Annotated in this window: 16 protein-coding genes; 9 read left to right on the top strand and 7 right to left on the bottom strand. The window is 27.0% G+C overall.

Translation table 11 applies throughout. From position 1 onward, the window contains the following. Positions 1-474 precede the first annotated feature (474 nt). The 4 genes from FAY47_RS19370 (at position 475) to FAY47_RS19380 (ending at position 4,150) form a co-directional block, all read left to right on the top strand. Positions 475-870, top strand: coding sequence for a hypothetical protein (locus FAY47_RS19370; RefSeq protein WP_143318571.1), 396 nt, complete (start codon positions 475-477; stop codon positions 868-870). Continuing rightward, positions 871-1,044, top strand: a complete 174-nt coding sequence (locus FAY47_RS20500) for a hypothetical protein (RefSeq protein ID WP_185966913.1) — start codon at positions 871-873, stop codon at positions 1,042-1,044. Positions 1,045-1,287: 243 nt separating this feature from the next. After that, positions 1,288-2,442 (top strand): MobV family relaxase, encoded by a 1,155-nt coding sequence (mobV, locus tag FAY47_RS19375; protein ID WP_143318572.1) that lies wholly within the window; start codon positions 1,288-1,290, stop codon positions 2,440-2,442. A 682-nt stretch (positions 2,443-3,124) separates the two neighbouring features. Then, positions 3,125-4,150 carry a replication initiation protein gene (locus FAY47_RS19380; RefSeq protein WP_143318573.1) on the top strand — a complete coding sequence of 342 codons (1,026 nt, stop codon included), beginning with the start codon at positions 3,125-3,127 and terminating at the stop codon, positions 4,148-4,150. 22 nt (positions 4,151-4,172) lie between these two features. Here FAY47_RS19380 and FAY47_RS19385 read toward each other — a convergent pair whose 3' ends face one another. The 7 genes from FAY47_RS19385 to FAY47_RS19415 all read right to left on the bottom strand — a co-directional run bounded on the left by FAY47_RS19385 (position 4,173) and on the right by FAY47_RS19415 (position 10,054). After that, positions 4,173-4,691 carry a helix-turn-helix domain-containing protein gene (locus FAY47_RS19385; RefSeq protein WP_143318574.1) on the bottom strand — a complete coding sequence of 173 codons (519 nt, stop codon included), beginning with the start codon at positions 4,689-4,691 and terminating at the stop codon, positions 4,173-4,175. A gap of 237 nt (positions 4,692-4,928) precedes the next feature. Next, positions 4,929-5,417 carry a hypothetical protein gene (locus FAY47_RS19390; RefSeq protein ID WP_143318575.1) on the bottom strand — a complete coding sequence of 163 codons (489 nt, stop codon included), beginning with the start codon at positions 5,415-5,417 and terminating at the stop codon, positions 4,929-4,931. A 23-nt stretch (positions 5,418-5,440) separates the two neighbouring features. Further along, the gene (locus FAY47_RS19395) at positions 5,441-7,588 is read right to left on the bottom strand and encodes a DUF1430 domain-containing protein (protein ID WP_143318576.1); all 2,148 of its coding nucleotides are present in this window, start codon (positions 7,586-7,588) and stop codon (positions 5,441-5,443) included. A gap of 13 nt (positions 7,589-7,601) precedes the next feature. Beyond that, entirely contained in the window at positions 7,602-8,225 is a 624-nt protein-coding gene (locus FAY47_RS19400) for an ABC transporter ATP-binding protein (protein WP_143318577.1), read from the bottom strand. An 86-nt stretch (positions 8,226-8,311) separates the two neighbouring features. After that, positions 8,312-8,596: a lactococcin 972 family bacteriocin gene (locus FAY47_RS19405; protein ID WP_143318578.1), complete on the bottom strand. Its 285-nt coding sequence runs from the start codon at positions 8,594-8,596 to the stop codon at positions 8,312-8,314. Between the two features lie 352 nt (positions 8,597-8,948). Further along, entirely contained in the window at positions 8,949-9,269 is a 321-nt protein-coding gene (locus FAY47_RS19410) for a TfoX/Sxy family protein (RefSeq protein ID WP_143318579.1), read from the bottom strand. A gap of 206 nt (positions 9,270-9,475) precedes the next feature. Next, on the bottom strand, positions 9,476-10,054 hold the full coding sequence (locus tag FAY47_RS19415; RefSeq protein WP_143318580.1) for a hypothetical protein: 579 nt from the start codon (positions 10,052-10,054) through the stop codon (positions 9,476-9,478). 187 nt (positions 10,055-10,241) lie between these two features. On the opposite strand from FAY47_RS19415, the gene FAY47_RS19420 reads away from it, so the two are divergent. From FAY47_RS19420 to FAY47_RS20510, 5 genes are all read left to right on the top strand, one after another. Beyond that, entirely contained in the window at positions 10,242-11,477 is a 1,236-nt protein-coding gene (locus tag FAY47_RS19420; protein WP_143318581.1) for a C39 family peptidase, read from the top strand. Positions 11,478-12,116: 639 nt separating this feature from the next. Next, positions 12,117-13,415 (top strand): tetratricopeptide repeat protein, encoded by a 1,299-nt coding sequence (locus tag FAY47_RS19425; protein ID WP_143318582.1) that lies wholly within the window; start codon positions 12,117-12,119, stop codon positions 13,413-13,415. A gap of 94 nt (positions 13,416-13,509) precedes the next feature. Beyond that, entirely contained in the window at positions 13,510-13,671 is a 162-nt protein-coding gene (locus FAY47_RS20505) for a hypothetical protein (protein WP_185966914.1), read from the top strand. A 174-nt stretch (positions 13,672-13,845) separates the two neighbouring features. Beyond that, on the top strand, positions 13,846-14,025 hold the full coding sequence (locus FAY47_RS19430) for an aspartyl-phosphate phosphatase Spo0E family protein (RefSeq protein WP_143318583.1): 180 nt from the start codon (positions 13,846-13,848) through the stop codon (positions 14,023-14,025). A 39-nt stretch (positions 14,026-14,064) separates the two neighbouring features. Then, positions 14,065-14,241 carry a hypothetical protein gene (locus FAY47_RS20510; protein WP_185966915.1) on the top strand — a complete coding sequence of 59 codons (177 nt, stop codon included), beginning with the start codon at positions 14,065-14,067 and terminating at the stop codon, positions 14,239-14,241. The last annotated feature ends 22 nt before the right edge of the window (positions 14,242-14,263 follow it).

Below are 14,263 nucleotides of genomic sequence, written 5' to 3' on the forward strand. Positions count from 1 at the left end.
GATTATGTATGTTTATCTCAATCTGTTACTATAGGATACACGCAGAGATATGAAAACCGGTAACTTGCTGTGATTTTATGCCATCAAGTTACCGGTTTTATTATTTGATAAGGTACACCTTTTTAAATAGAATAGTTGTTTAGATATGTATTTGCCCGAATCGTTGCCGTCCCCCCATAAGGTGTATTATCAATGTTAAATTGAGTAAAACATCTTCCCATTCATCCCACTTAAATTCGGTATATGTATATGTATATATACATATACCCCATTATCTATATGGTAGCAAAAACCATATAAGCTATTAATTTAACTATATTTCTATAATGGGAATTTTATTTTTATTAAAAACCAAAACATTCCCACCAATATTCCCACCTTTACACATTAAAAATAACCTTAACTTTTTCAGCATTGACCATACTTAAATTTTAGTGTACCCTTGTACCAGAACCATGGTACAAGGAGAAACTTATGGCAGAAAAAAAGAGATTTAGTATTAATCCAAAATCTGCTTTAGAATTAGCAGATCAATTACAAAAAGAAGTAGAAGAATTGAAATCTGAAAATAAAAAACTTAAATATAAATTAAATACAATAGATGATTATTACCAGGATCAAATAGAGAGAATACAAAAGGAATGGGAAAATAAAAAATTAATAGAAATCGAAAGATTAAACAATAAGATAAATATTTTAGAATCTAGAGCTCTAAGTAATCCTAGGAAAATTACTGATAATCAAATAACTAATGTAAAAACTCTAAGAGCTTTAGGATTAAGTTATAGAAAAATAGCTGAAAGAACTGCTCTTGGAACAACAACTATCTGCAGAATTATAAATGGTGAATATGATAAGGAGGATTTTTAAATGGATTTAGATCTAAATAAATGTGTTGAAGCACATAAAAAAGCCTTTGAGTGTTGGAATGAAGGCAACGTAACCGAAAGTTGGTATGATGAAGATGGTGTATTATGTATCAAATATGAAAATGGCAATTGGTGGCACTATCGCTTAAGTAAAGATAGAATCGAATGGTGGTAAGAATATATATCTATATAATCAATATGGAGAGTTCGACTTCCTGGCATCTACCTGGTAGCAAAAATTTTGATAAAACTTTTTTAAAAGTTTTGGGGGTGATCCTGGATCACCCCCTTTCCCATAGGGCGAACGATGATTGATTTATGTCAATCATATAGTAAGTTATCATCTTGACATAATAATCTTGACAGATTACTCTTAAGTCAAGGAATAATATGCCAAGATTATGGAGGAAAAGATGATATGAGCTACTCGGTTTTTAGGGTTGAAGGAATAAAAAATACTGGAGCATTGGTTGGCCTCGGAAAGCATAATCAAGAAAGGATTAGTCATACAAATCCGGATATCGATAAAAACAGATCTAACCAAAACATTGAACTAATTAAATGTACAGGTACTTATAATCAAAAATTCAATGAAATAACCAGGGACTTAAGAAAAGCACATGAAGAACGTATGCAGAATATGAGGGCCGATAGAATTAAGACATTTGAAAAGAGCATTAATGATGATAAGACAGATATTGCTTGTGAGATGCTCTTCACAAGCGACGAGGAGTTTTTTAAAGGTATGAATAGACAAGATATAACTAAATGGGCTCAAACCTCCTTAGAATTCGTTACAAAGAATATAGGAATATCTTCTAAGGATATAATCCATGCAACGGTCCATATGGACGAGAAGACACCACATCTTCATGTTGTGGCTGTTCCGCTAACCAAAGTTTATGATGGTAGAAGGAAAGAAGAAGTCTTAAAAATAAGTAGAACCAAATTTATAGGGGGTAAATTGCACTTATCCAAGCTACAGGACGCTTACAATGAGTTAATGAATATAAATGGCTTTAATTTAGAAAGAGGGGTTAGGGGGGCAAATAAAGAGCATAAAAGCACTATCACTTATAAAAAAGAACAACTTGCTAAATTAGATGTTGAATTAGTTCGTACTAGTAAAGCTTTATCCCAAAATTTAAGTGAACTAAAAGAGATAAAAGCTTCAGAGCATGACATTGATTCCATCCCATATAAAGCAACCTTTATGGATAAGAACAATGTTGTTTTGAATAAACATGATTTTGAGAAGTTAAAGGAATTATCCAGGAAAGCTATAGTTAGTTCAAATACAGTCAAAGATCTAGAGCGTAAATATGAAAATCTTAGTGATAACTTTTCTGCAGTAAAATCAAACTTATCTAAGTATGCCGATAAAAACGTTAAGTTAAAAAAAGATTTAGCTGCAGCACAAAAAAATATAAATACATTATTGATCCAACGAAAAGCGTTAACATTTGTCGTTAAGGAAAATAACTTGATTGATAAAGCTACTGAAAAATTAAAAGAACTAAGTAAACCAGTTGAAAAAATCATAAAAAGTAAAAGCTTTGATATGGAAAGATAAAAAATCTAAGACTGATAAAACTAGGTGTTGCGGTAGCCATTTTCTATATTAAATTCCTTTGGAATACCCTGCGGAACACCTAGATATTATATACAGATAGTTTACATATAATATCTTATTTTATACATAAACTATCTTATACTTTACGTATAATATCTTATTGTTTACATATAGTATCTTATTAATTACATATCTTTTGGAAAAATTACATTCGGGTATTAGGGGAACACCCCTAACAAGTCTTGCATTTTGTATTACAAATGCGTATCTTGCCAACATATAAAATCCCATTATTTTTAACAACAAAGACTAATTCATTTACGATTAAAAAGAAAAATTAAAAAAGCAAATCTATAAAATCACTTTGATATATATTTTTAAATAACTTTAAAATTTTCATCTAATTTAGACAACAACCCCTTGTTGTTGTTTTATATGTTTTATATATATTGTTTTATATGTTTAGGGCGCCTTCAAACCTTTGCTATAACTAGTGTTGAAATTTTTAATAATACATCTACGTACCCAACTAATACATCTGCGTACCTTAACTAATACATTTACGTACCCAACTAATACATCTGCGTACCTTAACTAATACATTTACGTACCTAATTAATACAATACACATATATTGTATTAGTATTAGTAAAATAGTATAATATTCTTGGGGAGGGATTTTATGAATGAAAATTATTTAGTAACAAAAGCAAATACTTTAATAACTTCAAATTATGATTTGAGTTTAGAAGAGCAAAGAGTAATATTAACACTTGCAAGCACAGTACAACCTAATGATGAAGATTTTAAGCCATATGAATTTAGTATAAAAGAATTCATGGAGCTTTTAGGAGTTGAATCAAAATCAAAATATTCAGTAATACCTAAAATAACAAAAGAACTTATGCAAAAAGTCTTAGAAATTAAACAGGAAAATAAAATAACTCAAGTTGCATGGCTTTCTAGTGCTGAATATGAGAAAGGAACCGGAATTATCGAATTGGAATTTAGTCCAAAACTAAAACCATTTATGCTAGGATTAAAAGAATTCTACACTAGTTATAGATTAAAAAACGTTTTGGAGCTTAAAGGAAAATATTCAATAAGAATGTACGAAATCCTTAAGAGTAATGAATTTAAAAAGATTGCAGTAATAGAAGTTGATGAATTAAGAAAAATATTAAAGGCTGATAAAGGATCATATTTGATATATCAAAACTTTAAAAATAGAATAATCTGTCAAGCTCAAAAGGAATTAAAAAATTTAACGGATATATATTTTGAATTCGAAGAAGTTAAAACAGGGAGGAAAGTTACATCACTTAAATTTTATATAAAACCTAATAAGAAGGTGGAAGATCCAAAAGTAAAACAAGTAAAAAATGAGATAGCAATAGATAAAGAAACTCCACTTGATACAATAGAAAATGATATAAAACTAATTATGGATATTACAAATAATGAATTTGGGGAAAAGACTATTATGTTATTTAGAGACCTTAGTAATGGAGATATAGGAAAATTAAAAAAGCTTTATGATTATATGAATACTAAAAACATTCAAGAAAACAGGACAGGCTATATGAGAAAATTATTAGAAAACTGGGAAGAACCAAAACAATCTAGTAAAATAAATGGGTTTAATAATTTCGAATCTAGGAAATATGACTATAATGAACTTGAAAAGAAACTCCTTGGTTGGGATTAAGAGTAGTAAAACTACTCTTTTTTTATTTTATTTTTCTTCTAAAAAATCCTTTTTTCTCTTGTTGCTCCTTGCGTTGCTCCATCTTCTCTCGAACATCGTTTATCTTATCGTTTAAGTTCTCTAAATGCTCTTCTAATAACAATTGATTAGTATTCCTTTGTTGTTCATCTTTTAATAAGACTTGACTATTTTCAATTAATTTATTAAGTTCTGCTATTCGATTGTGTAATTCATCTATTTGTTTGTCCTTCTGCTTTAGTTGTTCAATTAAAGTATCTGTTAAGTCTTTGTTAATGCTAATTAAATCAGCATTATCTTTTGATATATCTGTATTTAATTGATTTGTATTGTTATCTTTGGTAAAGTTGTCTTTTTCAATATTTTTAACTTTTAACTCTTCTTTAATTAGTCTTAAAAGTTCTTCGTCAATATAGCTTTTTCCTTGCTTTATAGCTATTCTATCTTTATATTTTTTTAACTTAGAATATATCGTAACTTTACTTACATTTAGTTTTTCAGCTACTTCACCAACTGTATACATAGATAAAACCTCACTTTTAACTTCAATTAACTCTTAGTTCACTTATAAATAATTCTTTACTAAACGCTTAAATCCTTTAAAAAATAAATTTAAGCATTCTTTTAATTTGCTAAATCTTACTTTAGTAAATTAAAAAAGCCAATGATACTAAATTCATTGGCTTTTAACTCTAAATTAGCATGAATCTTCATTAACTTAGAAATTCATTACATAATCAAATAAGTTTATGGACTCTCTTTATTTCATACGTCCTTCTTTTCTTTCTTTTTCAATATTCTCTTTAGTCTCATTTACTCGATCTTCAATTTCTTTTAATGCTTCATTATAATTATTTATTCCTGCTAACTTTTTAATCATTTCTTTGTTTTCATCTGAAACAACAAAATTATCAACTATGATAATTTTATCGTCATTTATAATCTTTCCGTTATCATCAAATGAAATACTTACATGAAAATCAGAGTCATTTTTAAAGCCAGGATTGAGTTTTAAAGGAACAAAGGATGAACCTGTACCATCATTCTGTTTAATATAGACAACATAATATTTATTTTCTTTAACTGGAACTGAGTCTGCATTTGTATTGTTTTCTTGCTGCGAGATTTCTTCTTTACTTGCATTATTTACAACTTCTTTTTTGTTTAAAAAGAAGTTGTAAATATAAACTCCTAAGGATAGAAAGAGGATAATAATTAAGACGCTAAAAATTCTTTTTTTATTATTCACCTATCTAACCTCCTTTGTAATTGTTATTTTTCTATTAGTATCTGTTTCGTTACATTATGTTCTTTTATATTTAAGATAATACTGATTAATAGGATATCAAAAAATGTAAGTCCTAGGATTATTTTTGCAAGTAATAAAGTCTCATTAGTAATAAAAAAGCAAGTTGCAAACATGAAGTCCCAAAATACTAATATCACTAAGTAAGCTAGATAATGTTTTTCGAAAAATGTATAACCAAAAATCCATTGTAAAGCTAATGATTTTTTATTTATTTCCAAGTAATACATAGAAGAAAAGAATAGTAAAATGACTGCTAAAATTATAAGTAGACTACAATAAACGGTAGCTAATTGTAGTAATTCTTTGTTATTTGCTATTTTTAATTCTACATTAGAATAAGCCACAGAAATAGGTTGCCAAGTCTCATCAAATTTATACTTTTTTAAAGTATCTTGTGTTACCTTAAAAGGGGTTTCATTTCCACTATTTTTAGTATAGTATCCGTAACCCATAGAAATACTAGTTGCTAAAATACGTGAATCGAACTGACTATTAACTATTACAGCAATTGGATCAATGATTTCATAGTTATTCTTTTCTGCCATATTTGTAGAAAAGGTAAAGTAAGATTGATTGTTTTTAACATATAGAATATTCACACCAGGAGGAGTGGAATCCTTCGCATTATATATACCGGTGTAATCTTTTGATATAGTTCTTTTTATATCATCTTCATATGTTTTAAACTTTATTGGTACAATTACAGTTATTTCATTAGTCTTAGCACTATCTGAAATTTCTACTTGTTCATTATTAGTTCCTATAATTGGATTTATGGATAGATAATTTTTGTTGATTTCAACTTTAGTTCCATCCATTCCCCAAGGATTTGGATCTAAAGGAGGACCAGAACTATTCATATAATAACCAGATGGAGAAATATAAAAAGCTCCTTGTGCCTCTAGTTCTTTATATAACAGTTGAAATTGTTGATTTTTTTCGTCATTTTGAGACTTTAATAATTCAGGTTGAGAATCGGCAATCATTCCTAAATAGGAGTAATCTTTTAGGATAGACCATTTTTCTTGTTTATCCACTGTACTCTTGATTGTAAGAAAAGTACTAACTCCTTGCTGCAACCCTAATGTAAGAAAAACAGCTAATATAAATCTAATAATAATATTTATATAAAACAGCAGCTTTATAGGTTTTTTATTTTTTATCATCTGAGAAATATTTATAGTTTTAGTTCCTAACCATGTAGCAATAAAAATTAGCGAGATAGTTAAAATTAATGGAATAATATTTCCTAACCCAAAATATAGAAAAGAAAATAATTGTTGAAGCTCATTATAAAAATATAAATATACTATTAATCCTGACAGTACCATAGATAATGAACCTAAAAAAACTTTAATATACCTTCTAAATAAATAAGCTCCAATTTCCCAAAAGTTATATCCTAATAAATATCTTACTGCTATTTCTTTATAATTATTAATTACATCATATAGCATTGCAAGTGCTATTAATAAACATAATATTAATGATGCTTTATACATCATATCTTGGTAAGGATATGATGTAATTAAAGTTTCAGACTGATCTTTTGAAACTTCAACAGAAAATCCATATTCTAATGCTAAATCTTTTAACTTCTCTGCATTCTCTTTGCCATTTACCGTATATGTTCCTTTGATATCCTTTGTTTTCCCAGCGGCAATCATTGGGCGAATTTCTATTGTTTCAAAACTATGAAAAAGTTCAAGTTGACCTATTTGATAATCGTCGTAGGTTTTTATGGTAGAAAGAAAGTCATCTTCATCACTATTTACATCTAAAAATTCACCTGTCTTTAATTTTATTTTTTCAAAGTATTTATCTTTTTCAAAAAAAGCTACATAATATACTATTTTATCTTTATTATATTTATCCTTTTCATAAGATGTTCGTTGAAAGTTTACTTTCGTTTGAATTGCTATATCTTCTAGCAAACGGAAATTTTCGGTTTTATTTTTTTGAGGATTTCCGCTTTCAACAATAATATTCCACTTTTCACCTATGCTATGATTATTAAAAGATTGAAATTGTATATATTCAAATTGCTTTATAGATAAAAAACTTATAACTATAAAAGTTGTTGTAAAGAGAAGGAAAATTAATTTCTTCATAGCAATTCCTCCCTTATAACTCTATTACTCTTGAAAAGAATTTTGTTAAACTTTTGTCATGAGTGACCATAATAATTGTTTTTCCTTGCTTATGTAATTTTTGAAACAATGACACAATAATATCACGGTTCTCACTATCCAATGATCCAGTTGGTTCATCTGCAAAAATTAAAGATGGATCTTTAAGTAGTAATCTAGCAATTGCTACACGTTGTTGTTCTCCACCACTCAATGTATGTACTATTTCCCTACCATAATCAACAAGGCCTACTTCTTTTAATGCTAAAGATATAGCATCATATTTTTGCTTTTTATTCATTTTTTTATGCTTAAGAGCAATTTCTAAATTTTCATTTACTGATGAATTATCAATTAAAGCATAGTTTTGAAAAATAAAACCTAAGTGATCTCTTAATAAAATCCTTTTCATTTTTTTTGTTTGTATCTCTTTATCCATTATTTTTACAATACCTGAATCAGCTTTTTCTAAAGTACCCATTATATTTAAAAGAGTAGTTTTTCCTTGACCACTTTTTCCAACTATACCAATAAACTCTCCTGATTTTACTTTTAAACTAAAATCCTTAAAAATAATTTTTCTATTGAATGCCTTACATATGTTTATTATTTCAATCATATATTTATCACCTTTTCAAATATTTATCACCTTTTCAAAGCAAAAAGAGGATTTATTAAAATAACTAAATCCTCTTTTGACAACTATTAGAAAAAAGCGTACTTATTATACGTACAAGCGTATGGTCCATTATAATCTAAATCTAATCTTGACCAACTTCCAGGACCCGCAGTTGGACCATAGTAAGTAACACTGTTTTTTGTAATTGTGCCATAATGTCTCAATCCAGAATGTAAGTAATAGTTATACCACTGCATTCTACCTTGGCTATATCCATAATCCCATGATTCTGCCGCTTTTACTGCTATTGGCGCAATTGAGCCTACTGCTAATAATCCTAATAAAGCAAATGTAAGCACTTTCTTTTTCATTTTAACTCCCACTTAAATTATTTAAATTAAACATATTACATAAACATAAGCTTGTTTACACAATAATGATACCAGTAAAACAATTAAATGTCAAATAATGCAAATAAATGATTATTTATGAAATTAACTATTAAAAAAATTAAACTTCACTAAAAATATAATCAATATTCATATTTATTCTAGTTAATATAGATACTCTAATTTGTTATCAATATTCGATTTGGCTAAAAAATACTTTAGAAAAATATCAATTTCGCTAAATTAAACTTTAGTGAAATAATTATACTTTTAATTTGGGCTATGTTTAAGAATATTGTCCATTAAGACTTCACTACAAAGTGGAATTTAAAAATTATTGTTTCTTTTTTACTTTTGAATTAGGAAGTTCCTCATACATATTCATAATCAGTTCATATAGGAACTCTTTATTATCAACGTTATCAACCAAAAGCATTGGATTTGCACCATCATAAGGCAACTCTTCAATTGCCTCTGGCATTAATTTTCTACTTACATTGGTTATCTTAACCAAAAAACGATTATCATATATTCCTCCAAAAATTTTTTCTCGATAATATAAAATATATTCTCCCATCATTTTTTTGTAAGAAACATTATCAAGTATATATAATTGTTCAATAATAAAATCTAAATATTCTTGACTAGAAGCCATATCCTATCTCCTTCTCAAATCACCATTATTTGTTGAGCTAACGTATCTCAAACCACCGCACCCCATCCTTATGGTATTTTTTTTGTATTAATTATAGCATAAACACTTTATGATTTCGCTAAATCTTATTTTAGTGAACAGAAAAAGCCAATGATTTAAAATCATTGGCTTAATTATTTATACTTATTTACGAATTCCTCTAGTGCTTAACTTATTGTTATATTTATATTTACTGTAAATCCATCTGGATATTTAAATTGTAAAGTTTCAATTCCATTTGATTTTGTAGAAAAATAAAAATTATCTCTATGATAACGTATACCAGTGGTGTGATCATCTGGGTTAGTATTTTTCCAATCAACAATAGAGGAATTATGATCTAAAATTATGTTTTTTAGAGAGTTAGAGTTGACTAAAGTCCATGTTCTGTTTCCAGGTAATGAAACTAAAAAAGATCTATTAGATTTTACATTTACATTCAATAAATCACCATCATTTACCTTATGTTCGGTTATTGAAAAATTGCTATCAGAATATTCTCCAATAGACAAATATATGGTAGAGAATTTTTCGTAAGTATATATATAATTATAATTTAAATTTTTAAGAATTGTATCTATTCTATCATAAGTATTATTAGCATCATAGGTAATATTAGTAGTTGAAGAATTAGAAACATTTATACTGTCTTTTTTTCTTAAATTTATGGTTATTATATATATTATTAAGATAATTATAAAAACAATAAATATAATATTTAATGTTTTGCAAGTCTGAATTTTCATTAATTACCCTCCAAATTAGTATTTATACCTTATAATACAATATTTTACCACATATAAATTAACAAATACATATAAGTAAAAAACAAAAATATACATGTTATTGTAAAATAATGAAGGAAATGGAACGCATGCGTAGAATATATTTACTTTGTAGAATAAATGAAAATAATAAAAGGAGTTGATTTCTTTGATAAGAAACAAAAAAGTATTAAATTTTATAGCAGGGGTGATAATTACATCTTTATTAGCAAGTTCATCTGCTTTAAAAGCTAGTGCACAAACTGTAAAACCTATACCAAATATTAATATTCAAAGTGCAGATGTACCATCAGACATAGTTGAGTATGGAATAGAAAAATATAAGGCAGAAATTAATATAATCAACAATACCGGTAATAATTCCATGTTTTCATCAGATGATTATAAAGCCTCATATTTAGGAACACCATTTTCTTTGTATGATTATAAAAATAATCATATAGTTAACTCAAATGTGTATTATTTCCCTATAATTAATAATAACAAGATAATTTCATTTTTAACTATTTCAAAAGATGAAAATGGTAAGTATATTGCAACTTTATCAAATGGATTTGCTAATAAATTAAATGATGTTATTAACGATAACAATAGGGACAAGCTACAAATTGTGGGAATAGAAAATGTTATTTATACAATAGATGAAAGTGATGATAAAAGCACATTACTAGCAAATTACAATAATAAAAATATAGAAATATCTAATGAAACTGTACATGCTGTAACTGATTTAGCCAAATCTGATGATAACTCAAGTAGTGAAAAATTTGTAAACATTGAAAATAAATTAGTTAGTGCAAATGAATCTATTAATAGTAGTAAAAAAAGTTTAACTAATAAAAATAATAAAGTAATGGAATATTCAAGTAATAGCTCAGCAGAAGATTATAAGCTTTTAAAAGTTCCTGTAGTAGGACAAGGAAGAGCTCAGTGGTGTACTAGTGCTTCATGTGCTACAATTCTAAATTACAAAAAAGGTTTGAGTTTAACTGCCAAAGATGTAGCTTCGTATATTCAAGGCAAATCAGATCCAGATACAAATTTAGGAGCTACTCCTGGACAAGCTCGTTCAGCATATAGTCATTATGGCTATGACACTACAATACAATTTAGTCAATTACCATTTGTGGGAGTTAGGGCTGAAATTGGTCTAGATCGACCAGTTAATGCTTTCTGTTTTGATAGAACTGTAAATCCATATGTAGGACATTCTATGGTTATAGTAGGATATTATAGGAATACCGATACTGTTGATTATTGCTATGTTGTAGCAGATCCAAACTTCCCCGGAAAATATTTCCTTGTATTGGCTGATTTAAGTTCTGGAAAATTCACTTACCATTTAGGAAGTTATAAGTTGACTTGGGAAGATTCAGTCTATTAAAATATTGTTTATTATTATATAAATTGTACTGATTTCGCTAAAAATTATTTTTGCGAAGTCTATAATTTTAACGATTTTATGCCATTTGTAAGGTATGAAAATTAGGTTTTAAGTTTAGTATTTATAAATTTTCAAAGAAAAAAGGTATATTTCGTGTAGCTCTACGCGAAATATACCTTTTTCTTTTAATTATTTTCTAGTGAAAGAACTATATTCATTTAATTATTATATCAAATTTATTCCATATTAAGTGGTGTATGTATAAAAAAATGTTTCAAGTAAATCACATTACTAAACATAAATCTTAAAAGGGGGTGCGATTTACTTGTTACTCATAGTATATCATTATTACATAATTTGTGAAATTTTTTCTGATTGAATTTTAATCCAAATTAATGTAATATAGAAATATGTGTTAAATTTTGAATTATATCTTATTAATACATAAAATACCCTGTAATGCTAACAGGCTAATATCAGACATTACAGGGAACAACGAAATGCTAACAACCTAATGCAAGCAATGTAATTATAGTATATTAATGTAAATTTGTCCACTATATTGAATATGATTACATAATGTACAAACTTTATATTTAGTTTTTAGCATCTCTGTAAAGATAGAGGGGAAAAGATTAAATGTTTAATAATGAGATTATGCCACCATATGAAAAAATAAGAAAGTACAGAGTTATAACCGGAGCAACTCAAGATGAAATCGCAGACGGTGTTTGTACAAAAATTTGGCTAAGTAAAATTGAAAATAATAAGAAAAAGCTAAAGTTTAACTTAGCTACTGGAATTGCTGAAAATTTTAATAAAATTATAAATGAAAAAGGATTAAGTGTACCATTAATCACGCCCGATGAATTAATGGAAGATGAAGATGATCAAGCAAATCATATTTTCGCTAATATTGTCAGTGAATTAAAAGAAATTAGAATAATAGATACATTTGAACAAAAGTTTTGTGAAGCGGAAGATCTAATCGAAAAGTATAACATTACAGATAATAATAAAATAGAGTTGTATAAATTAGCTACTGATTTTTACTATTATAAAAATAGATATTCCAAAAGTGATTATTTATGTGACATTGGATTAAAAATTAGCGTTAATTCTCAAAATAGCTTTGAAGAAGTAACTTTTTTTATATATAAATCTAGAAATAATATATTTTTAGATTTATATATTAAAGCATTACAACAATTAGATTACGCAGAAAAATTAAATGATGATATAGTAAATGATGAGCTTTCTATAATGATATTGTATTACAAGGCACTTGCATATAAAAAGCTAGGTGAGTATGATAGTGCCTTAGAATGTTTTAAAGTACTAAAGAAATTTGAAATCAAAAATTGGAATATGTTACTAAAAACGAAAATCAACCATGCAAATTGTTTGAATGATTATCATAAGTTTGAAGATGCTGAAAAAGTATACAAGGAAGCTTTAAGTATTGCTATGAAATATGATAATAACGATTATATAGCCATGACTTACAGGAATTTATCTGAATTATACACTAATAAAAAAAATTACAAGTCTGCTACAATGTATATCAAAGAATGTTTATCATGTAACCCAAATTATGAAGACCGTGGAGAGTACTTATATTTTGCATCAAAAGTGCTTCAACATTCAAATGAAGATGTTAAATATTATCTTTTACAAGCATTGGAAGTATGTGAGAAAAATGATAATGAGAATGGATCTTTAATTGAACAAGTGATTTATGAATTGGTACTTATTTATATCCAAAAAGAAGATAAACAGAATTTATTGCTAATAGCAGATAAAGCAAAAGAATTAAATATAGATTATTCTTTAATCTATTCAGAAATTGGAGCATATTATAGAGGTAGAAATGACGAAAAAAGTATATATTTCTATGAAAAATCAAGAGAAAGAATGAAACAGATTAAAGGAATTTAAAAAAAATATTTTTTTATCGCAAATTACATTAATATATTACAATGTTAAACTAAGGTTTTGTCACTTAGTTTAAGTTTTGAAGGAGGTGAAATCTGTGAAAAAAATTGTACTAGCAGTTCTTGCAACATCAATGTTATTAACAAATATTGCGTTTGCTTCAACTAAAACTACATATACTAATAACGCTAAGAACAAAACAGTATCTAGTGTAACAGAAAACAGTGTATATCACTTAGAGACTCACGATGCACATTAATAACAATATAAACAATAAAAATGCTGTAAAATTCAATGAAAAATATGGAAAAAGTTTAACTGAATTCAAGTGATTTGGTTAAACTTTTTTAAATTTGTAAAAAATTAAATATATCTATATAATTGACCTCATAGCAAGCATTTAAAGAAAATAAGGAGAAATATACGCGGAAAAATGAGGGAATTAAAATTGAAAAATGATGAAGCTTTTTCTAAGCTTAACCAAGCCATGGAAAAAGCTAGAGCAAATCTATATAAATCAATTGAAATATATGGACGGAGTTCTAATGAGGTGATAACTGCCAGTAAAAACCTGGATCTATATATAAACATGAGTATGAAAAGAGAATTTTGATAATAATTAATAATATTTTATATAAAGGCGGAGCTTGGGGTGGTAATTAAAGAATCAATCGAAATATATAGAGAAAATTCTTCAATTGAAAGTTTTAAAAAAGAAATAGAACTAATAAAAAGTGCTGGATATAATATATCTGAAGAAAACGACGATTATGTATGTTTATCTCAATCTGTTACTATAGGATACACGCAGAGATATGAAAACCGGTAACTTGCTGTGATTTTATGCCATC

This window comes from Clostridium sp. HBUAS56017 (assembly GCF_007115085.1).
Taxonomy (GTDB): Bacteria; Bacillota; Clostridia; order Clostridiales; family Clostridiaceae; genus Clostridium; species Clostridium cibarium.

Coding starts and splice junctions, on each gene's coding strand:
- FAY47_RS19385 (WP_143318574.1), bottom strand. CDS start 4,691: ATGTATACAGTTGGTGAAGTAGCTGAAAAACTAAATGTAAGTAAAGTT.
- FAY47_RS20500 (WP_185966913.1), top strand. CDS start 871: ATGGATTTAGATCTAAATAAATGTGTTGAAGCACATAAAAAAGCCTTT.
- FAY47_RS19405 (WP_143318578.1), bottom strand. CDS start 8,596: ATGAAAAAGAAAGTGCTTACATTTGCTTTATTAGGATTATTAGCAGTA.
- FAY47_RS19395 (WP_143318576.1), bottom strand. CDS start 7,588: ATGAAGAAATTAATTTTCCTTCTCTTTACAACAACTTTTATAGTTATA.
- FAY47_RS19415 (WP_143318580.1), bottom strand. CDS start 10,054: ATGAAAATTCAGACTTGCAAAACATTAAATATTATATTTATTGTTTTT.
- FAY47_RS19400 (WP_143318577.1), bottom strand. CDS start 8,225: ATGATTGAAATAATAAACATATGTAAGGCATTCAATAGAAAAATTATT.
- FAY47_RS19410 (WP_143318579.1), bottom strand. CDS start 9,269: ATGGCTTCTAGTCAAGAATATTTAGATTTTATTATTGAACAATTATAT.
- FAY47_RS19370 (WP_143318571.1), top strand. CDS start 475: ATGGCAGAAAAAAAGAGATTTAGTATTAATCCAAAATCTGCTTTAGAA.
- FAY47_RS19380 (WP_143318573.1), top strand. CDS start 3,125: ATGAATGAAAATTATTTAGTAACAAAAGCAAATACTTTAATAACTTCA.
- FAY47_RS19430 (WP_143318583.1), top strand. CDS start 13,846: ATGAGGGAATTAAAATTGAAAAATGATGAAGCTTTTTCTAAGCTTAAC.
- mobV (WP_143318572.1), top strand. CDS start 1,288: ATGAGCTACTCGGTTTTTAGGGTTGAAGGAATAAAAAATACTGGAGCA.
- FAY47_RS19425 (WP_143318582.1), top strand. CDS start 12,117: ATGTTTAATAATGAGATTATGCCACCATATGAAAAAATAAGAAAGTAC.